This window comes from Mesorhizobium monacense (assembly GCF_056781675.1).
The window spans coordinates 237656-256390 of the sequence record NZ_CM165567.1 but is presented as its reverse complement, the minus strand read 5'-3'; the positions used below and the strand labels follow the sequence as shown (position 1 = coordinate 256390).

The window sequence follows — 18735 nt, the reverse complement described above, 5'->3', positions numbered from 1 at the left end:
GGATACGGAACCAATCGAATGCAATGAAACTTGTCGGAAAATCGTATGCATAACGCTACGTAATCTGTTTCTGCGGCAGTACGCGGCACTCAAGGCAAAATATTCGAAGAGTTTATCGGCTGTTAAGGCCAGTATGCTAGTCGAACTGCAGTCGCGGACTGCAGCGCGGCGTGGGGGAGTACGCGACACTTGGCCGGCATCCTGAACAGCCGGCAGGGCAAATTCACGGGGGCCATGGCTATTCCCATGGAAGCTTGATGAGGCTGTCACCGGCAGATACCAGCCCCCGTCTGCTCGGGCTGGTCTGGCCGTTCGTCCTCGTGGTTCTCGTCCAGGCCCTGCTGGCCAGCGGCAGCCTCTACACCCTGTCGGCGGTTCGCGCCTATGTCGGCGGCGAGAGCCACTGGTCGAAGGGACAGAAGCAGGCCATCTATTTTCTCAGCCTCTATGCCGACACCGGCAGGCAAGACTTCTTCGATGAATACCGCGGAGCCATAGCGGTCCCGCTCGCCGATCATTCGGCGCGGCTTGCCCTCGAGCAGCCCGAACCCGACATCGGCGCGGCGCGCGCCGGCTTCCTGCAAGGCAGAAATCACCCCGACGACGTGCCGGGCATGATCTGGCTGTTCCAGAACTTTCGTGATGTGAGCTACCTCGACATCGCCATCCAGCACTGGACCGCCGCCGACGGCATGATCCTCGTGCTCGACCGCCTCGGCACCGCGATACACCAGAAGTATGAAGAAGGTCCGCCGACGGCGGCGCAGATCGCCGTCTGGAAGGCGGAGATTCACCGCCTCAACCATCAGATCGGACCGCTGTCAAAGTCCTTCTCCGACAGCCTTGGCGAGGGATCCCGCTTCATCAAGATGGCATTGACACTGGCAAACCTTGCCACCGCCGCCTTGCTCATCCTGCTTGCCGTGTGGCGCACCCGCAAACTCCTGGCGCAACGTCAGGCTTTCGAGATCGCCCTCAACGCCGAACGCGAGCGCGCTCAGATCACGCTGGCCTCTATTGGCCAGGCTGTCATCAGCACGGGAGGTGATGGACGGCTGGATTACATGAACGCAGTCGCGGAGCGTCTGCTGGAACGCCCGTTCAGCGAGGCAAGAGGCCAGCCGGTAGCGTCGCTGTTCAAGCTGGTCGACAGGGACAGCGGCATCGAGGAGCACCGACTGATGGAACGCCTGCTGGCAGGCGAGCCACTGCACTCCAATGAACGGCCGCAATTGTTGCGACGCGCCGATGGCTCCGTCGTTCCTGTCGCGCTGACAGGCGCGCCGCTGCTGGTTTCCGGCCAGGTCGTCGGCGCGGTGCTGGCCTTCCACGACATGACGCGCGAACAGGATTACATCGAGCGCCTGTCATGGCAGGCATCGCATGACGGGCTGACTGGACTCACCAACCGCCGCACATTCGAAAGCAGCCTGCAAAAAACGATCGCGGACTTGCATTACCGGCCGCGCCAGCATGCGTTGATGTATCTGGACCTCGACCAGTTCAAGCTCGTCAACGACACCTGTGGTCATGCGGCGGGCGATCAGTTGTTGCGGCAGGTTTCCATGCTGCTCGGCAAAGAGCTGCGGCCCGACGACATACTGGCTCGCCTGGGCGGCGACGAATTTGGCGTCCTGCTCTTCGATTGCAGTCCGGATCTCGCGTCCGAGATCGCCGAACGCCTGCGCGCGACCGTTCAGGACCTGCATTTTGCTTGGAGCGGCAGGCCTTTCAACATGAGCGTCAGCATCGGCATGGTCGAGATCACCGATGCCGAAATCACCCTCAAGGATACCCTGCAGGCAGCCGATGTCGCCTGCTATATCGCCAAGGAGAAAGGCCGCAACCGCGTGCAGCTGCACAGCGACAGCGACACGGCCTTGCGCGAACGTTTCAGCGAAATGGCCTGGGTCCAGCGCCTGCACGCGGCGCTGGAAGAAAACCGCTTCAAGCTTCACGTCCAGGAGATCTGGCCGCTCAACGCCGCCGCGGCCGAGGCCGGTGCCCATGTCGAAATATTGCTGCGGCTGTCCGACGAGGATGGCCTCATCGTTTCGCCGGCCAGCTTCATTCCGGCAGCCGAGCGCTACGGCCTGATGCCGTCGATCGACCGTTGGGTCGTGCGCAACACTTTCAGCGTCCTGGCTGTCCGCCTTGCCAACCCTCAGGCCGCTCCCATCGCCACCTGCGCGATCAATCTATCGGGAGCAAGTTTCGGCGACGACACGTTCCTCGGCTTCCTGCGTGAACAATTCGATGTCCATGGCATTCCGCCCGGCATGATCTGCCTGGAGATCACGGAGACCAGCGCGATTGCCGACCTCACCAACGCCATGCGTTTCATTGCCGACTTGCGCAAACTGGGTTGCCGCTTCGCCCTCGACGACTTTGGCTCCGGCATGTCGTCCTTCGCCTATCTCAAGCACTTGCCCGTCGATTATCTGAAAATCGACGGCAGCTTCGTCAAGGACATGCTGGAGGATCGGATCGACCGCGCTATGGTCGAGATGATCCATCATATCGGCAAGGTGATGGGCAAGCGCACCATTGCCGAGTTCGTCGAAAACGACAGCATCGTCGAGGCGCTGAAGGCGATCGGCGTCGATTACGCCCAGGGCTATGCGATTGCCCGGCCGCAACCTTTCGACGCTTCGACGCCCCTGCTGAAACCTGGCACGGCACCGGGCACCGACGACGACCCGTGGAGCGACCTTGCGCGCAAGTTGCGCAAGGCCGGATGACGGGCCGCTGCGCACTTTCCTGGAATTGCTCTAAGGCTGCCGCTGCAGGAGGATCGTCGCACCATCGTGATAGGTGGTCCTGAGCACTTCCTGGTAGCCGCACTTTGCCGCGACATTCAGCGAAGCGGTGTTTTCCGGATCGATGATGCAGACCGTTCTTGCACCCTGGAATGTCTCGTCGCCCCAAGCCAGGATCCGTCTCACGACTTCGCTGGCCAGGCCCTGGCCGTGCGCCCGCGGCGTCAGCGCCCAGCCGGCCTCCGGCACGCCCTCGATCGACGGCTCGATGTCGCGCTTCAGGTCGTGGAAGCCGGCCTCGCCGATGAAGCGGCCGGTGGCTTTGTCCTCGATCGCCCAGAAGCCATAGCCCAGAAGCGACCACAGGCCGGCATGGCGCAGGAAGCGCAACCAGCTTTCCTCGCGCGTGCGCGGCTTGCCGCCGATGAAACGGGTGACGCCTGGATCGGCCCACATGGCGACGTAAGCGTCGAAATCATCCAGCCGATGCGCCCTGAGAATGGTGCGCGCCGTTTCGATGACAGGTACGCCGGCTGGTTTTGGACTGGCCATGGAATTTGCCTCGGTTGAGTTGTCCCGCGCCTAGCAAATGGCTTGCGTGGGGCAAGGGCCACGACAGCATGGATCATCTTCCAGGACGACCGGACTGTCAGCAGATGGCGTCAATAGCGCCGACGGCCAGATATCCACCACCGGCGTATCTGGGAATTTTGATCGACGATGCTACTCTTCGGCCGGTGCCGATTCAGGCGCTCCTTGCCGCGGCGTCCGATCGAAGGGAGAAAGCATGGATACCACCGACCTCGTGCTGGCCATCGTCCATCATCTGCTGGTGTTTTCGCTGGCCGGCATCATCGGCGCCGAGTTTGTGCTGATCCGCAGCGACTTGCCCGCCGCGACGCTCAAGCGGCTCGCCGGCATCGATCGTCATTACGGTATCATCGCCACGCTGATCATCGTCGTCGGCATCGGCCGGGTCTTCTATGGCCTGAAAGGCTGGGAATTCTATGTCTACAACTGGATGTTCTGGGCGAAGATGGCGGCCTTCGCCATTGTCGGCCTGCTGTCGATCATCCCGACCATCCGCTTCATCTCCTGGAACAGGCAGGCCGCCGCCAGCCCCGGCTTCCAGGTGCCGGCGGCGGAACTTGCATCCGTGCGCAGCTATGTGCGCGCCGAGGCGTTCATCTTCCTGCTGATCCCGATCTTCGCGGCAGCGATGGCACGCGGCTACGGCTACTAGATTGCGTATCCCTTCACCCATTGGGTGCGGACAGTTGCGGATAATCGCTGTTTACCGTTCGAGTCCGATTGCAATCTGCTAGCTTGCACTAGTTATTGCTCTATCCGCAGCCGGTGTTGAGAGGAACTCCGCGCAGTGGTTGGAGATTAGAATTTCTGGGAGGAACCACGATGAGAAGATTTGTCGCCGCTCTGGCTGCCGCCGCTGCTGTCACCCTTTATCCGTTCGCCGCAGGCGCCCAGACCTATCCCGAGCGCACCATCACTGTCGTGGTGCCGTTTGCGGCCGGTGGCCCGACCGACACGGTCACGCGTCTCGTCGCGGAAGCCATGTCGAGGGATCTCGGCCAGCAGGTCATCGTCGAGAATGTCGGCGGCGCCGGCGGCACGCTGGGCGCCGGTCGCGTCGCGAAGGCGGAGCCGGACGGCTATACGCTGCTCCTCCATCATATCGGCATGGCGACCAGCGCGACGCTGTACAGGAAGCTCGCATACGACACGCTGAACGCCTTCGAATATGTCGGCCTCGTCACCGAGGTGCCGATGACCATCGTTGGCCGCAAGGACCTCGAGCCGACCGACTTGAAGGGGCTGGTCGAGTACGCCAAGGCCAACAAGGACAGCATCACCGTCGCCAATGCCGGCATAGGTGCGGCCTCGCATCTGTGCGGCATGCTGTTCATGAGCGGCATCAAGACGCCGCTGGTCACCGTGCCATACAAGGGCACTGGCCCGGCGATGACCGACCTTCTCGGTGGCCAGGTCGACATCATGTGCGACCAGACGACCAATACCACGAAGCAGATCAAGGGCGGCACGATCAAGGCCTACGCCGTGACCTCGCCGGAACGCCTCGATGTGCTGCCGGACGTCCCCACGACGACGGAAGGCGGCCTTCCCGAGGTGCAGGTCGGCATCTGGCACGGCATCTATGCCCCCAAGGGCACGCCGGCCGAGATCATCGAACGGCTGTCGAAATCGCTGCAGGTCGCGCTGAAGGACCAGAACGTCGCCGCTCGCTTCGCAGAACTCGGCACCAAGCCGTCACCCGAGGCCGACGCGACGCCGGCGGCGCTGAAGGCAAAGCTGGAAGGCGAGATCGGGCGCTGGAAGCCGATCATCGAAGCCGCCGGCCAGTACGCCGACTGATGTTTCGAACGGGGCGCTACCAGCGCCCCGTTTCGCTTCGGCTCCGTTTTCGCATTGCATCGTGTCGCGCTCCAGACGCGGGCCTGGGAGGAACGTCATGAAACCTTTCGCAATCGACAGGACCAACGGCCTATGCGCCGCGTTGTTCATCGGTTTCGGCGCATTTTTCGCAGCTCAGTCGCTCGGCCTCGAAATCGGCACCGCCTTCCGCATGGGGCCGGGTTATTTCCCGCTGGTCCTGGCGGTCGTGCTGATCCTGCTTGGCGTTGTCATCCTCGTCCAGGCGGTGCGCTTCGAGAGCGAGCCGATCGGCCACATAGCGTGGCGTGGCATGCTGTTCATCCTGCCCGCTCCGATCTTTTTCGGCCTGACGGTGCGCGGCCTCGGCTTCATCCCGTCGATCTTCCTGACGGCGCTGATCGCATCATTTGCCAGCGGGCGGATGAAGCCGCTGACCGCGCTCGTGCTGTCGGCCGGCCTGACGCTGTTTGCGTTCCTGGTCTTCAGCTACGCACTTGGCCTACCGTTCCGGCGCTTTGGTCCGTGGCTGCCATTGTGAGGAGACGACCATGGAACTCCTCGCCAATCTGGCGCTCGGCTTTTCGACGGCCACATCGCTGACAAATCTCGGTTTCTGCCTGATCGGCGTCCTTCTCGGCACGCTGATCGGCGTCCTGCCCGGCATCGGAGCCACCGCAACCATCGCCATGCTCTTGCCGATCACCTTCCAGATCGGCGATCCGGTGTCCTCCCTCATCATGCTCGCCGGCATCTACTACGGCGCGCAATATGGCGGCTCCACCACCGCCATTCTCATCAATATGCCCGGCGAGTCCTCTTCGGCAGTCACCGCAATCGACGGCTATCAGATGGCCAAAAATGGCCGCGCCGGGGCGGCACTCGCGATCGCAGCGATAGGCTCGTTCTTTGCCGGCACGGTGTCGACCTTCCTCGTCGCCATCTTTGCCCCGCCGCTGACGGCGATAGCGTTGGAATTCGGCGCGGCCGAGTATTTTTCGCTGATGATCGTCGGCCTCGTCTCGTCCGTCGCGCTCGCCCATGGCTCGATCGTCAAGGCGCTGGCGATGGTCGTGCTCGGCCTGCTGCTCGGCATTGTCGGCACCGACATCTACACCGGCACGCCGCGCTTCACGCTCAACATCCCCGAATATGCGGACGGGCTCAATTTCGTCGCGGTGGCGGTCGGCGTCTTCGGCGTCGCCGAGATCCTGCGCAACCTCGAGAACGAGCATGAGCGCTCCGTGTTGATCCGCGAGGTCTCCGGCCTCATGCCGACCCGCGAGGATTTTCGGCGCATGGCGGCGCCCATCGTGCGCGGAACGATCATCGGTTCGGCGCTCGGCATCCTGCCGGGAGGCGGCGCGATCCTTGCAGCCTTTGCCTCCTACACGGTCGAAAAGCGCGTATCGAAAAATCCGGGGGAATTCGGCAAGGGCGCCATCGAAGGCGTCGCCGGACCGGAATCGGCCAACAATGCCGGCGCCCAGACCTCCTTCATCCCCATGCTGACGCTCGGCATTCCGGCCAACCCGGTAATGGCGCTGATGATCGGCGCGATGATCATCCAGGGCATCGTACCCGGCCCCAATGTCGCGACCGAACAGCCGGCGCTGTTTTGGGGCATCATCGCCTCGATGTGGATCGGCAATCTGATGCTGATCGTCCTGAACCTGCCGCTGATCGGGCTTTGGGTGAAGCTCCTCACGATCCCCTATTACGTGCTCTTCCCGATCATCATGGCGTTCTGCTCGATCGGCGTTTACAGCGTCAACACCAACGTCTACGACCTCTACGCGGTCGCCTTCTTCGGCGTCCTCGGCTACCTCCTGACCAAACTGCGCTGCGAACCTGCGCCACTGCTACTCGGCTTCGTGCTCGGCCCGCTGCTCGAGGAAAACCTGCGCCGCGCCATGATTCTCTCGCGCGGCGACCCGAGCACATTCGTGACGAGACCGATCAGCGCCGGCCTGCTTTTCATTGCGCTCGCCGTGCTCGTCATCGTCTTCCTGCCCGCGGTCAAGAAGAAGCGCGAAGAGGTGTTTGTGGAGGAGAACTAAGCCACTTCGTCCGCTGCGCCGAGTGGCCCGATCGGCACCAAAGGCGCCGGCACGTCGGTCGTCTTCTCCGCCGCCTTGCAGATGTCGGCAATGACGCAGGCCGGACAGTCCGGCTTGCGCGCCTTGCAGACATAGCGGCCATGCAGGATCAGCCAGTGATGCGCGTGGCGCATGTATTCGTCCGGTATGATCTTCAGCAGCCCCTGCTCGACCTGTTCCGGCGTTTTTCCGGGCGCCAGGCCGAGCCGGTTGCCGATGCGCAGTATATGCGTGTCCACCGCCATCGTGTGCTGGCCGAAGGCCATGTTGAGCACGACATTGGCGGTCTTGCGCCCGACCCCCGGCAGCTTGACCAGTTGCTCGCGGTCGTCGGGCACCTCGCCGCCATGGTCGGCGATCAGCGTCTGCGACAGCGCAATCACATTCCTGGCCTTGTTGCGCCAGAGCCCGATCGTGCGGATGTAATCGCCGACCTTTGCCTCGCCCAGCGCCAGCATCTTTTGCGGCGTGTCGGCGAACTTGAACAGCGCCCGGGTCGCCTTGTTGACGCCGGCATCGGTGGCTTGAGCCGAAAGCACGACCGCCACCAGCAGCGTGAAGGCGTTGACATGCTCGAGCTCGCCCTTCGGCTCTGGCCGCTGCACGGAAAAGCGCCGAAAGATCTCGTGCACTTCGGCCGCGCTGTAGAGCGAACGGGACCGCGCCGGCCGCGGTCGCGGCTTGGCGTTCGAGCCGTCGCGCCGGCCGGGCGGCAATTCCTTTTTTTTGGGCATCGGGGAATTTTTGGGCATCGAAGATTTTTTGGACTTGGGGCTCGCCATACCCTTCCTATAATATCCTGGCATGAGCGACACAAACGCCTCTTTCCAGGCCGACGAGCCCTTCTTCCACGCCCTCCTGACACCGCACCGCTCGCTCGGCCGCACCGGCTTTTTCGTGCTGATGGGCGCACTGCTGTTCGGCTGGCTGGTGACCGGGGCGTTCTTCCTGTCGCGCGGCGCATGGCCGGTGTTCGGCTTCTTCGGCCTCGACGTGATCGGCGTCTACATCGCCTTCCGCGCCAACTACCGCGCCGCCCGCGCCCGCGAAGAGGTGTCGGTCTCCCGAACCAGCCTCGACATCCGCAAGACGGCGCCGTCAGGCAAATCGGAAGCGCATCGCTTCAATCCGTCCTGGTCTCGTTTCTCGATCGCACGCCATACCGAGATCGGCATCACCAGGATGGCGGTGGAGGCGCAGGGACAAACCGTCTCGATCGGCACCTTCCTCAATCCCGACGACCGCGAGAGTTTCGCGACGGCTTTTTCACGGGCATTGGCGACCGCAAAGACGCGTTGAATTCGCTCCGTCAGAAACGATATCGCAACAGCCTGCCGATCTTGCGCAGCCTTTGCACCAGCCAAGATGGTCTCTTCAGTTCGAAGCCAATTCTATCTGGGTAAGCGCGGCAAGAAGGCAAGTTTCGGGTGGTGGCAAAGGGCAGGAAGAACGATATTCGCGGCAAGGAGATATTGCCATGAACGCCCAGATGACCATGAATACCCGGATGAAGCCGACCGCGATCCTGCAGAACGACATCACGCCCGAAGGCAGCGACTATGAGGTGGTCCGCCGCGCCATCGAGAAGATCAGCCTCGACTATCGCGATCAGCCGTCGCTCGAGGTTCTGGCCGAGGACGTCGGTGAGACCCCGACCGGCCTGCAAAAACTGTTCACCCGCTGGGCCGGCCTGTCGCCCAAGGCCTTCCTGCAGGCGGTCACCCTCGACCACGCGCGCAAGCTGCTCGATTCCGGCATGCCGCTTCTGGAAACCTCGTTCGAGCTTGGCATGTCCGGCCCTGGCCGGCTGCACGATCTCTTCGTCACCCACGAAGCAATGTCACCGGGCGACTACAAGACGCGCGGCGCTGGCCTCACCATCCGCTACGGTTACCATATCTCGCCCTTCGGTATCGCTTTGATCATGGTCACCGATCGCGGGCTCGCAGGGCTTGCCTTCAACGATCCGGGCGGCGAGCGGGCAGCCTTCGCCGACATGTCCGGCCGCTGGCCGAATGCCAATTATGTCGAGGACATGAGCGCCACCGCGCCCTATGCGGCGCGCATCTTCGATCCGACGCTGTGGCGCCCCGACCAGCCACTGCGCGTGGTGATGATCGGCACCGACTTCCAGCTGCGCGTCTGGGAAGCCCTGTTGCGCATCCCGATGGGCAAGGCCTGCACCTACTCCTCGATCGCCGAAAGGATCGGCGCACCGAACGCCAGCCGGGCAGTGGGTGCGGCGGTCGGCGCCAACCCGATGTCCTTCGTCGTGCCCTGCCATCGCGCGCTTGGCAAATCCGGAGCGCTGACCGGCTATCACTGGGGCCTGACGCGCAAGCGCGCCATCCTCGGCTGGGAGGCGGGGCAGGTCGCGTCCTGAAGCGTCGATTTTTGCTGTTTTTGTTGCACAAAAGCGCATATAGCAGTATCGACAAGTATTCCTATAATTATTCTCCGCCGACTAGGAACGGTACAACCGAAGACAACCTGTGGTTTCGCCGGTTTTCTTTGTTATACCAGGGCATTACTATTTAATTTTACCCTAAATTAACCACGATAAAGCGAGGACACCTTTGTGTTAGGTCGGTCTGTCCGGCTTGATTAGGAGGTCTCGATGAAGTTCTTCCGCGCTGCCATTGGTGCAGCTGTTCTGGTCGCCTGTATCGACCAGACCGCATCGGCCGCTACCGGAAACGTCCTGTTCAACGGCACCATAACTGCGACCTGCACGCTGACGGTGAATTCCAACGGCACGATGACGGTCAGCACCAATCTCCAGTCGCTGAGCTCCCACAATGCCGGCGGTTCGGCCGGCAGCGTCCAGGTCGACACCACCGGCGGTGTTTCGCTCAGCGTCGATCCGGTCACCTCCACCAGCGTGCCGGCGGCGGACGTCACGGCCACCACCTGGACACCGACCTTCGCCTCCACCGGCGCCCACACCATTGCGGAAACCGGCACCACGACCGCGCTGGCGGCGCCCGGTACTTCGACCGTCGCGGTCAATCTCGGCGGCACCAAAGGCGGCAGCAACCGCTTCTCCGCCGGCAACTATCAGGCAACGGTCACGCTTCGCTGCGAATGACACCCTCGCGAAAGGAGGGAGCTTTGACTCAAGGTCGAATTCTTGCGGCGGCGCTGGCTGTCGCCCTTGTTCCTACCGACGCAACGACCCAGTCGATGACGCCGATGCGCGGCGAGGTCAGGTCCTTTACCGACGCCTTCGCCGTGCGCGTCTTCCCGGGCAACCCGTATAACCAGCGCATACGCGTCGAAATCCATGTCTATGACCAGAATTTCCAACCCGTCGATGCCAGGATCACGCCGAGCACCTTCCTGCTGGCTGGCCAGGCATCAAGACCGGTTCTGGTGGTCGTGCCGTTCGACGGCGCGACCGAGCGTAAAGTGCGTATCTGTACCGAGAGTATCCCCTTTCCAAGCGAGCAGACGCAAATAAGGGCACAGATATGCGGAAAGTTCTTCGGGCATCGCAGGTTCTGACCCTTTCCTTGCTGCCCGCTTGGGCGATCGTAAGTCAGGGGTTGGCCGAGGATATCCTGAACCTGAACCAGAACCAGACGGGCTTCACTCTGCCCGGCGTCACCTTGCCCCCAGGGCCAGGACGAGGTCCATGCGTCCGACGGCACGACCTGCCGCTCCGCCGTTTCCGGCAGCGGCGCCTATCTCGACGTCGGCGTCATCAGAGGCAACAGCAACAGCCAGTCGAACAGTGACCTCGCCACTTACGGCCGCGTGGTGATCCCGATCGGGCGGACGCCGAAGCGCGTCGATTGGCAGCCGCCTCTACGAGCTCGAGGTCGAGCGCCTGCAGCTTGAACTGAAGCTGCTGAAGATGGGCCTCGGCGCCGACGGCCAGACGGCAAGCGTGACCGCCGCCGCACCCCCGGCCACATCACCAGCATGGGCCAATGAAGGCTGGAGCATCAGAGACGGCAGTGGCAAGAAAAAGAAGAAGAAATAGCAGCGCGCTGCTTGCCTTCGCCGCGCTCGCCGGATTCTGCCTGCCGGCACAGTCGGCCATCATCGGCACCTGCACGATTATGATCGGCGCCTCGGGAACGATGACGCCGAACCCCGCCATCAACATCTTCGGCTCCAAGCAGGCGGGCGGGTCGAGCGCCGGCGCCACCATCACCGCAAGCTCCCTGCTCTGCTCCATACTCAACCTGCTGGATTGCTTTTCCGTATCGGCGCCGCCGCCGATCGCCTTCAGCTCCGCGCCGAGCGGCGGCGACACCAACACCACCTTTGCCACCGTTTTCCGCCTCGATGGCTCGGGCACCGACATCCCAGGCAGCTCGCCACAGCGCGTCACCAATGGCACCCACACCATCCAGGTCGACCTCACCGCCACCAAATCACCCGGCATCTTTCCGGCAGGCAACTATCAGGGCATGGTCACGGTGCGCTGCGAATGACGAGACGCGGCACCCGGATGGACTGGCAACCGGCATTCTTACAGGTTAGCCTCCCGCGCATTCAGCAGGAGGCATTTCTTGATTATCGTTGTCGGCTCGATCAACCTCGACCTCATCGCCAATGTCGACCGCTTGCCAGCACCCGGCGAGACGGTGCGCGGCTCCGGTTTCACTACGGCGCCCGGCGGCAAGGGCGCCAACCAGGCATTGGCCGCCGCGCGCGCCGGAGCCAAGGTGCGCATGGTTGGCGCTGTCGGCAAGGATAGTTTCGCCGCCGAGGCAGCCGCCTTGCTCAGGGACGGGAAAGTCGACCTGTCCGGCGTCGGCGAGAGCTTCGCCTCGACCGGCACGGCGCTGATCCTGGTCGCCGCGGACGGCGAGAACGTCATCGCCGTCGTGCCGGGCGCCAACGATTCGGTGCTGCCGGCCGACATTGCCAAAGCCCTGCTGAAAAAGAACGATGTCGTGCTGCTCCAGCACGAGATCCCGTTGCAGACCGTCGAGGCCGCGCTCGACGCGACCCGGGCGGCCGGCGCGATCAGCGTGCTCAACACCGCGCCGTTCCGCGCAGAGGCCTCCAGCCTTCTCGCCAAGGCCGACTATGCCGTCGCCAACGAAACCGAATTCGACCTCTATGGCGAGGCGCTCTCGCTCGCCGGCCGCGACCGCCCGGCGCGGATGCGCGACTATGCCGGCAAGACCGGCCGCACCATCGTCGTCACGCTCGGCGGCGACGGAGTGCTGGCCGCGACGCCGGACGATTTCCTGACAGTGCCGGCGCTGAAGATCACCCCGGTCGACACAGTCGGCGCCGGCGACACCTTTTGCGGTTATTTCGGCGCCGGCCTGACATCCGGCCTGCCGCTCGAACAGGCGCTCGTCCGCGCCGCCGCTGCCGGCTCGCTTGCTTGCCTGAAGCCCGGCGCCCAGCCGGCGATCCCGCTGGCAAAAGATGTCGACGCCGCTTTGCAAAAAGCTGCCGGCTAGACCGCCAGCTTGAGGAAAATGACAGCCATGCGACCCACGACAAAACACGCCGTGCCGCCGGCCGGCGATATCTGCCGCCTGTCCGCCGTAGAGCTGGCTGACCGTATCAGGCGCCGGCAGCTTTCGGTGCGCGAGGTGGTCTCGGCCTTCCTCGACCGCATCGAGGCGGTGAACCCGCGGGTCAATGCCATCGTTTCGCTGCGTGACCCTGCCGACATCCTGGCCGAAGCCGACAGCGCCGATGCCCATCTGTCACGCGGTGGCGAAGCCGGGTCCCTGTTCGGCCTGCCGATCGCGATTAAGGACCTTGCGTTGACCAAGGGCCTCAGAACCACGTTCGGCTCGCCGATCTTCGCCGATTTCGTCCCCGGGGAGGATGATTTCTTCGTCGAACGCGTGCGCAAGGCCGGCGCCATCATCATCGGCAAGACCAATGTTCCCGAATTCGGACTGGGCTCCAACACCTACAACAGCGTGTTTGGCCCGACGCTCAATGCCTTCGACCCGGCCTTGACTGCTGGCGGGTCGAGCGGTGGCGCGGCTGTCGCCCTTGCGCTCGACATGCTCCCCGTGGCCGACGGCAGCGACTTCGGCGGCTCGCTGCGCAATCCGGCGGCCTACAACAATGTCTACGGCTTCCGCCCATCGCAGGGACTTGTCCCTGCCGGTCCGGACATCGACGTTTTTCATGCGCAGATGGGCGTCGAGGGCCCGATGGGCCGCAATTTGCGCGACATCGCGCTGCTGCTCGACGAGCAGGCCGGCTACCATCCGCGCGCCCCGCTCTCGCATCACAAGCAGGGCTCTCTCCTGGCGGGATTGCAAACACCGGCGGCCGGCGGCCGCATCGCCTGGCTTGGCGATCTCGGCGGCCATCTGCCGGTCGAGCCGGGCATTCTCGATCTTTGCGAGGCAGCTCTCGTCAGGCTCGCCAGTGCGTCGTTCCAAAGCGAAGCGTTGGTACCGGATGTCGACTTCGAAGCGCTGTGGCAGGCTTTTGTCACGTTACGCCAGGCCAGCAGCGGCTGCGCGCTGAAGGCGCATTACGACGACACGGCCAAGCGCCGGCTTCTGAAGCCTGAAGCGGTTTGGGAAGTCGAGCGGGCGCTCCGCCTGACAGCGCCGCAAGTCCATGCCGCCACGGTGCGGCGCTCGTCCTGGCACAAGACACTGCTGTCGCTGTTCGAGCGCTTCGACCTCGTCGCGCTGCCGACCGCGCAGGTCTTTCCGTTCGCGGTCTCCACCCATTGGCCAAGCCAGGTGGCCGGGCGCGACATGGACAGCTACCACCGCTGGATGCAGGTCTCTGCCTTCGCCACGCTGGGCGGCTGTCCGGCGCTCAACGTACCGGTCGGCTTCGACGGCAAGGACCGGCCGATGGGCATGCAGCTGATCGGACGGCCGCGCGGCGACCTTGCCGTGCTCAAGGCGGGAGCGGCCTATGAGGCAACGCTGCCGTGGCAGGCCGGCGCCTCTTGAAGCCAGCCTGGTTCTATCGGTGACAATTCCACCGGCTTGCGCCGGCGGCGATCCCATGCATTGATTTGACATGGCCGCGTCGCATAGCGGCATTCTGTCGAGGGACCCCCTATGTCGCTGGAGCTTTACGCCGCCTACCTGCTTGCCTGTATCGTCATCGTCCTGGTGCCCGGACCGACGGTGACGCTGATCATCGCCAACAGCATCCGCCACGGTTCGCGCGCAGGCCTTGCCAATGTCGCTGGCACCCAGGCCGGCCTCGCCATCATGATCGCCATCGTCGGCATCGGCCTGACCTCGCTGATCGCAGGCATGGGCCACTGGTTCGAATGGGTGAGGCTGATCGGCGCCGCCTATCTGATCTGGATGGGCGTGCAGATGTTTCGTTCCAAGGGCACGCTGAATGCCGACGGATCGGCGAGGAAGCCGCGCGGCGGCTTCTTCCTGCAGGGCCTGCTCGTGGCGCTCAGCAACCCGAAGACGCTGGTGTTCTTCGGCGCCTTCTTCCCGCAATTTATTTCCCCCGAAGGCAACTACGCGCTGCAGATCACGGTCATGGGCCTGACCGCCATGATCTTCGCCGCCGTGTCGGATTCGACCTACGCGCTCGCCTCCGCCCGCGCCGGTCGCCTGCTGTCGGCCAGCCGGGTCAAGCTGCTGTCGCGAATCAGCGGCAGCTTCCTAGTCGGCGGCGGCTTGTGGCTGGCGTTTTCCAAGGCGAAGTAACGCCAGAAATCGCGAACCGACGACACACAAAGCAGCTTCACCTCGAAGCTGATGACAGCTCGTTGAAAGTCGGAATTCTGCGCACCACATGAATCCGGGCTGCGGGATTCATGTCTATGTCGTGGACTTATGCTGATTTGAAAAGGAACGCGCTTGGCGTGATCCTGGTCGCCGCTTTGTTCGCCGTGATGGTTCCCTCGGCTCTGAACAAGTGGGCTAATGACGCAAGCCCGATCCGATCTATCGATGTCATCGGCGCAACGATCAAGAGCGTCTACTGGTACAGAGCAAAGACATACGGTCTGTTCCTCGATGACAATTCGCTAGTCCTTGTTCAGGACGATCGCCCGTACTTGATCGGCTCACATGTCATCCTCGATCGCGTTACCCGTGACAACGGTTTCATCTTCTACCGGTTTCCGGAATGAGCCGACTGTCAAAAGTGCGGCTGGCCCTTTCCTTGATGGTCTCACCAGAAGACCTCAAGGGCATTGTCCAGACAAGTTTCATCGTCGGTGCCTGCGGCCTGGGGATAGCTGCCCTGGTGGCGCGACAGAGTAGCCCGATCACTAGCCTCGAGCGGGACACAGGCACAGTGGTCAACTTCGTTGGCGCAACTCCGAACAGATATGGCACAAACGGTGGCGGAAACCATTATCTTTACGGAATCCGCCTGGATTCGGACAGCGCTCTGGTCTTTGTCCGCGGGAGCGCTGACCACCCGCTGGCCGTCGGCTCGCAAGTCTCAGTCGAACGACAGCACCACAAGAATGGCGTCGAAACCTACCGATTGCTCAACGGGTGATAGGCGGCCCTAAAGCCGCCCCAGCCTCTCCAGCAGCAGCGCGAAGAACGCATCGTGGTCGATGTCGCGCATCACCATGGCGTTCTGCGGCCGCTTGGTCACGCCCCACCAGTCGATTACGGTCATGCCCATGGTCAGCTCGGACGCCGTTTCGACCGTCACATTGCAGTTGCGGCCCTTGAACAACTCCGGCTCCAGCAGATAGGCGATGACGCAGGGGTCGTGCAGCGGCCCGCCATCGGTGCCGTATTTCTCCTCGTCGAAGCGCTCGAAAAACTCCAGCATCTCCGCCGTTGCCGTGCCGACCCTGGTGCCGAGCTTGCGAAAGGCCTGGGTGCGCGTGGCGGTGGTCAGCGCCTTGTGGGTGACGTCGAGCGGCATCATGACGATCGGAATGCCGGCTTTGAACACGACATCGGCGGCATGCGGGTCGACATAGATGTTGAATTCGGCGGTCGGGGTGACGTTGCCGCCCTCGAAGAAGCCGCCGCCCATCAGCACGATTTCCTTGATGCGCGGCGCGATCTTCGGCTCGCGAATCAGCGCCAGCGCGACGTTGGTAAGCGGCCCGAGCGCGCAGAGCGTGATCGTGCCGCTCGGCTCGTTCATCAGCGTCTCGACGATGAAATCGACCGCATACTGGTCCTGCAGCTTCATCGTCGGGTCCGGCAGCTGCGGCCCGTTGAGGCCGGTCTTGCCATGCACTTCCTCGGCGGTGACCAATTCGCGTGCCAGCGGCCGGATGGCGCCGGCATAGACCTTGATATCGGGCCGTCCAGCCAGCTCGCAGATCTTGCGAGCGTTCTTTTCGGTAAGGTTCAACGGCACGTTGCCGGCAACAGCTGATATGCCGACGATGTCCAGTTCGGCGCTGCCTAGCGCCAGCAATATGGCGACGGCATCATCCTGGCCGGGATCCGTGTCGATGATGATCTTGCGGGATTGGGGCATTTCAATTCCTTGTCTGGGGAGTCTTTTTGGGCGGGGTTTTTGATGGCTTGAACTTGGCCGTGGGGCAGACCATATCAAGACCATCGGGAAAAATGCCATCTGGGTTTTTCCGGTTTATGTCGCTCTTGAGAGGACACTGTAACATGAGCCGAATGACGCCCTTTTCGAGTCCGCTTCTCCTGGGCTTCGACGCCATGGAAAAGACGCTCGAACGCCTGGCGAAGTCCGGCGACAGCTACCCCCCGTACAACATCGAGCGCCTCGGCGGTGCTGACGGCATGGCCGAAAGGCTGCGCATCACGCTTGCAGTCGCCGGTTTCGCCGAAAGCGACCTCGATGTCACCACGGAAGAGAACCAGTTGATCGTGCGCGGCCGTCAGAACGACGACACCGAGCGCGAATTCCTCCACCGCGGCATCGCCGCGCGCCAGTTCCAGCGTTGTTTCGTGCTGGCCGACGGCATGCGGGTGATCGCGGCGGAGCTGAAGAACGGCCTGCTGTCGATCGATCTCGACCGACCGGAGGCCGAGCGGCTGGTACGGAAAATAAACATATCGGTGAAAGACTGATCCTCACCGATGGCTCTCATGCGAGGCGGCCTTGAGCGGCGTCCTCGCGCCAAGGAGGCTTGAAATGACCAGAACTGACGAAAATCTCACCATGACCAGCGGCGAATTCGCCCATCTCGGCGAAGGTACGGTCGCCTATCTGAGGAAAGTGTCGAGCGACGATCTGCGCGGGCGCTTCCCCGGCCTCGGCGAAATCGCGCCCGGCATGGAGCTGTGGGCGCTGTTTGCCGCCAACGGCCAGCCGATCCTGCTTTCGGACGCCCGCGACCGGGCTCTGGCGGGCGCGCTGGAGAACGACCTGACCACCGTCGCTATTCACTAAAGCGACTGGGTCATCTCCTGAACGGAAAGGGCCGCCCGCGGCGGCCCTTGGAAGATTTATCCCAAAGAAACTTCAGGCCGCGTGCGAAGCCTGTGTGTCCGACAAAAGCGCGTGGATCGCGACCGCGTCGCGCGTGCCCCTGATCTTGGCCACCGTGTCGGCATCGCGCAGCACCCGCGCGATGCGCGACAAGGCCTTGAGGTGGTCGGCGCCCGCACCTTCCGGCGCCAAGAGCAGGAACACCAGATCGACCGGCTGGTCGTCCAGCGCCTCGAAATCGACCGGCGTCTCCAGCCGGGCAAAGACGCCCGCAATGCGCTTCACCCCGGCCAGCTTGCCGTGCGGAATGGCGATGCCGTTGCCGACACCGGTGGAACCCAGCCGCTCGCGCTGCAGGATGGTGTCGAACACCTCCCGCTCCGGAATGCCGGAAATCGCCGCCGCCCTTTCGGACAGCAATTGCAGCAGCTGCTTCTTTGAGTTCGCCTTCAACGCCGGCATGATCGCCGGAACGTTGATCAGATCGCTCAGATCCATGCTTGAAATTCCCTTGTTCGCCCGCCGCCCGCCAGTCCTCGCCCCCTCGCGCGGCTGGCTTCTTATCCCTGTGCGACTTTGGTCGTGGACGGATCGATCCAGCCGATGTTTCCATCCGGCCGGCGATAGACGATGTTGAGATGATCGTTCCCTGCATTGCGGAAGACGAAAACCGGGCTGTCCTTGGTGTCGAGCTCGATGACGGCCGACGCCACCGACATGGTGCGCAGCGTCATGGTCGATTCGGCGACGATGGCCGGCGCGAAATTCTCCGGTATCTCCTCGTCGTCGTCGGCAAGCGGCGCCATCACCGCATAAGCGACGTCGGTGGGTTCGCCGTTTCCATTGCCGGAATTGTGCGACTTCAGCCGGCGCTTGTAGCGCCGAAGCCGCGTCTCCAGGCGATCTGCCGCGGCCTCGAAGGCCAGTGTCGGATCCTGGGCGTCGCCGGTCGCCTGCAGCGAAGCGCCGGAATCAAGCCGGATCATGCAGTCGGCGGAATAGCGCGACCCTGATTTGATGACCGTGACATGCCCTGAAAAACCGCGGTCGAAATATTTTCCGATCGCCTCGCCGACACGGTCGTTGATGCGCGTACGAAACGCATCGCCGATATCCATGTGTTTTCCCGATATGCGCAGTTTCATCTG

Annotated in this window: 22 protein-coding genes and 1 pseudogene; 18 read left to right on the top strand and 5 right to left on the bottom strand. The window is 63.1% G+C overall.

Going from position 1 to position 18735, the window contains the following annotated elements; all coding sequences use genetic code 11:
• The first annotated feature begins 257 nt into the window (after positions 1 to 257).
• Positions 258 to 2741 carry an EAL domain-containing protein gene (locus tag AC1RUK_RS01165; protein ID WP_481837104.1) on the top strand — a complete coding sequence of 828 codons (2484 nt, stop codon included), beginning with the start codon at positions 258 to 260 and terminating at the stop codon, positions 2739 to 2741.
• Positions 2742 to 2771: 30 nt separating this feature from the next.
• Here the strand turns inward: AC1RUK_RS01165 and AC1RUK_RS01160 are convergent, their stop codons facing one another.
• Positions 2772 to 3311, bottom strand: a complete 540-nt coding sequence (locus AC1RUK_RS01160) for a GNAT family N-acetyltransferase (protein WP_481837105.1) — start codon at positions 3309 to 3311, stop codon at positions 2772 to 2774.
• Positions 3312 to 3546: 235 nt separating this feature from the next.
• Between AC1RUK_RS01160 and AC1RUK_RS01155 the strand changes: the two genes are divergently transcribed.
• The 4 genes from AC1RUK_RS01155 (at position 3547) to AC1RUK_RS01140 (ending at position 7228) form a co-directional block, all read left to right on the top strand.
• The gene (locus AC1RUK_RS01155) at positions 3547 to 4002 is read left to right on the top strand and encodes a DUF2214 family protein (RefSeq protein ID WP_481837106.1); all 456 of its coding nucleotides are present in this window, start codon (positions 3547 to 3549) and stop codon (positions 4000 to 4002) included.
• Positions 4003 to 4172: 170 nt separating this feature from the next.
• A complete protein-coding gene (locus AC1RUK_RS01150) occupies positions 4173 to 5150 on the top strand; it encodes a tripartite tricarboxylate transporter substrate-binding protein (protein ID WP_481837107.1) in 978 nt (325 codons plus the stop codon).
• 97 nt (positions 5151 to 5247) lie between these two features.
• Positions 5248 to 5709, top strand: a complete 462-nt coding sequence (locus AC1RUK_RS01145; protein WP_436173494.1) for a tripartite tricarboxylate transporter TctB family protein — start codon at positions 5248 to 5250, stop codon at positions 5707 to 5709.
• A 10-nt stretch (positions 5710 to 5719) separates the two neighbouring features.
• Entirely contained in the window at positions 5720 to 7228 is a 1509-nt protein-coding gene (locus AC1RUK_RS01140; protein ID WP_481837108.1) for a tripartite tricarboxylate transporter permease, read from the top strand.
• Here AC1RUK_RS01140 and nth read toward each other — a convergent pair.
• Positions 7225 to 8049, bottom strand: coding sequence for an endonuclease III (gene nth / locus AC1RUK_RS01135; protein WP_481837109.1), 825 nt, complete (start codon positions 8047 to 8049; stop codon positions 7225 to 7227). The genes AC1RUK_RS01140 and nth overlap by 4 nt on opposite strands.
• A gap of 22 nt (positions 8050 to 8071) precedes the next feature.
• On the opposite strand from nth, the gene AC1RUK_RS01130 reads away from it, so the two are divergent.
• From AC1RUK_RS01130 to AC1RUK_RS01080, 11 genes and pseudogenes are all read left to right on the top strand, one after another.
• Positions 8072 to 8566 (top strand): DUF2244 domain-containing protein, encoded by a 495-nt coding sequence (locus tag AC1RUK_RS01130; RefSeq protein ID WP_481837110.1) that lies wholly within the window; start codon positions 8072 to 8074, stop codon positions 8564 to 8566.
• A gap of 178 nt (positions 8567 to 8744) precedes the next feature.
• Complete coding sequence (locus AC1RUK_RS01125; protein ID WP_481837111.1) at positions 8745 to 9650, top strand: methylated-DNA--[protein]-cysteine S-methyltransferase; 906 nt, start codon at positions 8745 to 8747, stop codon at positions 9648 to 9650.
• A 234-nt stretch (positions 9651 to 9884) separates the two neighbouring features.
• On the top strand, positions 9885 to 10355 hold the full coding sequence (locus tag AC1RUK_RS01120) for a hypothetical protein (protein ID WP_481837112.1): 471 nt from the start codon (positions 9885 to 9887) through the stop codon (positions 10353 to 10355).
• A 23-nt stretch (positions 10356 to 10378) separates the two neighbouring features.
• Positions 10379 to 10771, top strand: a complete 393-nt coding sequence (locus tag AC1RUK_RS01115) for a PDZ domain-containing protein (protein WP_481837113.1) — start codon at positions 10379 to 10381, stop codon at positions 10769 to 10771.
• A pseudogene (locus tag AC1RUK_RS01110) lies at positions 10738 to 11252 on the top strand (hypothetical protein). The gene AC1RUK_RS01115 and the pseudogene AC1RUK_RS01110 overlap by 34 nt, the downstream one beginning before the upstream one ends.
• Complete coding sequence (locus AC1RUK_RS01105) at positions 11227 to 11709, top strand: hypothetical protein (RefSeq protein WP_481837114.1); 483 nt, start codon at positions 11227 to 11229, stop codon at positions 11707 to 11709. The pseudogene AC1RUK_RS01110 and the gene AC1RUK_RS01105 overlap by 26 nt, the downstream one beginning before the upstream one ends.
• 78 nt (positions 11710 to 11787) lie before the next feature.
• Positions 11788 to 12696 (top strand): ribokinase, encoded by a 909-nt coding sequence (locus AC1RUK_RS01100; RefSeq protein WP_481837115.1) that lies wholly within the window; start codon positions 11788 to 11790, stop codon positions 12694 to 12696.
• 18 nt (positions 12697 to 12714) lie between these two features.
• The gene (locus AC1RUK_RS01095) at positions 12715 to 14175 is read left to right on the top strand and encodes an amidase (protein WP_481837116.1); all 1461 of its coding nucleotides are present in this window, start codon (positions 12715 to 12717) and stop codon (positions 14173 to 14175) included.
• Positions 14176 to 14286: 111 nt separating this feature from the next.
• The gene (locus AC1RUK_RS01090) at positions 14287 to 14901 is read left to right on the top strand and encodes a LysE family translocator (RefSeq protein WP_481837117.1); all 615 of its coding nucleotides are present in this window, start codon (positions 14287 to 14289) and stop codon (positions 14899 to 14901) included.
• 116 nt (positions 14902 to 15017) lie between these two features.
• Positions 15018 to 15329: a hypothetical protein gene (locus tag AC1RUK_RS01085; protein WP_481837118.1), complete on the top strand. Its 312-nt coding sequence runs from the start codon at positions 15018 to 15020 to the stop codon at positions 15327 to 15329.
• The gene (locus AC1RUK_RS01080) at positions 15326 to 15706 is read left to right on the top strand and encodes a hypothetical protein (protein WP_481837119.1); all 381 of its coding nucleotides are present in this window, start codon (positions 15326 to 15328) and stop codon (positions 15704 to 15706) included. The genes AC1RUK_RS01085 and AC1RUK_RS01080 overlap by 4 nt, the downstream gene beginning before the upstream one ends.
• 9 nt (positions 15707 to 15715) lie before the next feature.
• Here the strand turns inward: AC1RUK_RS01080 and AC1RUK_RS01075 are convergent, their stop codons facing one another.
• Entirely contained in the window at positions 15716 to 16657 is a 942-nt protein-coding gene (locus AC1RUK_RS01075; RefSeq protein ID WP_481837120.1) for a nucleoside hydrolase, read from the bottom strand.
• A gap of 143 nt (positions 16658 to 16800) precedes the next feature.
• On the opposite strand from AC1RUK_RS01075, the gene AC1RUK_RS01070 reads away from it, so the two are divergent.
• Both AC1RUK_RS01070 and AC1RUK_RS01065 read left to right on the top strand, forming a co-directional pair.
• Positions 16801 to 17226, top strand: coding sequence for an Hsp20 family protein (locus AC1RUK_RS01070; protein ID WP_481837121.1), 426 nt, complete (start codon positions 16801 to 16803; stop codon positions 17224 to 17226).
• A gap of 64 nt (positions 17227 to 17290) precedes the next feature.
• Positions 17291 to 17548 (top strand): BQ00720 family protein, encoded by a 258-nt coding sequence (locus AC1RUK_RS01065; protein ID WP_120013971.1) that lies wholly within the window; start codon positions 17291 to 17293, stop codon positions 17546 to 17548.
• A gap of 72 nt (positions 17549 to 17620) precedes the next feature.
• Here the strand turns inward: AC1RUK_RS01065 and ptsN are convergent, their stop codons facing one another.
• Positions 17621 to 18085 carry a PTS IIA-like nitrogen regulatory protein PtsN gene (gene ptsN, locus AC1RUK_RS01060; RefSeq protein ID WP_006200387.1) on the bottom strand — a complete coding sequence of 155 codons (465 nt, stop codon included), beginning with the start codon at positions 18083 to 18085 and terminating at the stop codon, positions 17621 to 17623.
• A gap of 62 nt (positions 18086 to 18147) precedes the next feature.
• Complete coding sequence (gene hpf, locus AC1RUK_RS01055) at positions 18148 to 18732, bottom strand: ribosome hibernation-promoting factor, HPF/YfiA family (RefSeq protein WP_436173509.1); 585 nt, start codon at positions 18730 to 18732, stop codon at positions 18148 to 18150.
• Positions 18733 to 18735 lie beyond the last annotated feature (3 nt).

What these genes read in the sequence shown, in the direction of transcription:
- AC1RUK_RS01165 (WP_481837104.1), top strand. Translation starts at nt 258, where the DNA reads ATGAGGCTGTCACCGGCAGATACCAGCCCCCGTCTGCTCGGGCTGGTC.
- AC1RUK_RS01160 (WP_481837105.1), bottom strand. Translation starts at nt 3,311, where the DNA reads ATGGCCAGTCCAAAACCAGCCGGCGTACCTGTCATCGAAACGGCGCGC.
- AC1RUK_RS01155 (WP_481837106.1), top strand. Translation starts at nt 3,547, where the DNA reads ATGGATACCACCGACCTCGTGCTGGCCATCGTCCATCATCTGCTGGTG.
- AC1RUK_RS01150 (WP_481837107.1), top strand. Translation starts at nt 4,173, where the DNA reads ATGAGAAGATTTGTCGCCGCTCTGGCTGCCGCCGCTGCTGTCACCCTT.
- AC1RUK_RS01145 (WP_436173494.1), top strand. Translation starts at nt 5,248, where the DNA reads ATGAAACCTTTCGCAATCGACAGGACCAACGGCCTATGCGCCGCGTTG.
- AC1RUK_RS01140 (WP_481837108.1), top strand. Translation starts at nt 5,720, where the DNA reads ATGGAACTCCTCGCCAATCTGGCGCTCGGCTTTTCGACGGCCACATCG.
- nth (WP_481837109.1), bottom strand. Translation starts at nt 8,049, where the DNA reads ATGGCGAGCCCCAAGTCCAAAAAATCTTCGATGCCCAAAAATTCCCCG.
- AC1RUK_RS01130 (WP_481837110.1), top strand. Translation starts at nt 8,072, where the DNA reads ATGAGCGACACAAACGCCTCTTTCCAGGCCGACGAGCCCTTCTTCCAC.
- AC1RUK_RS01125 (WP_481837111.1), top strand. Translation starts at nt 8,745, where the DNA reads ATGAACGCCCAGATGACCATGAATACCCGGATGAAGCCGACCGCGATC.
- AC1RUK_RS01120 (WP_481837112.1), top strand. Translation starts at nt 9,885, where the DNA reads ATGAAGTTCTTCCGCGCTGCCATTGGTGCAGCTGTTCTGGTCGCCTGT.
- AC1RUK_RS01095 (WP_481837116.1), top strand. Translation starts at nt 12,715, where the DNA reads ATGACAGCCATGCGACCCACGACAAAACACGCCGTGCCGCCGGCCGGC.
- AC1RUK_RS01090 (WP_481837117.1), top strand. Translation starts at nt 14,287, where the DNA reads ATGTCGCTGGAGCTTTACGCCGCCTACCTGCTTGCCTGTATCGTCATC.
- AC1RUK_RS01085 (WP_481837118.1), top strand. Translation starts at nt 15,018, where the DNA reads ATGTCGTGGACTTATGCTGATTTGAAAAGGAACGCGCTTGGCGTGATC.
- AC1RUK_RS01080 (WP_481837119.1), top strand. Translation starts at nt 15,326, where the DNA reads ATGAGCCGACTGTCAAAAGTGCGGCTGGCCCTTTCCTTGATGGTCTCA.
- AC1RUK_RS01075 (WP_481837120.1), bottom strand. Translation starts at nt 16,657, where the DNA reads ATGCCCCAATCCCGCAAGATCATCATCGACACGGATCCCGGCCAGGAT.
- AC1RUK_RS01070 (WP_481837121.1), top strand. Translation starts at nt 16,801, where the DNA reads ATGAGCCGAATGACGCCCTTTTCGAGTCCGCTTCTCCTGGGCTTCGAC.
- AC1RUK_RS01065 (WP_120013971.1), top strand. Translation starts at nt 17,291, where the DNA reads ATGACCAGAACTGACGAAAATCTCACCATGACCAGCGGCGAATTCGCC.
- ptsN (WP_006200387.1), bottom strand. Translation starts at nt 18,085, where the DNA reads ATGGATCTGAGCGATCTGATCAACGTTCCGGCGATCATGCCGGCGTTG.
- hpf (WP_436173509.1), bottom strand. Translation starts at nt 18,732, where the DNA reads ATGAAACTGCGCATATCGGGAAAACACATGGATATCGGCGATGCGTTT.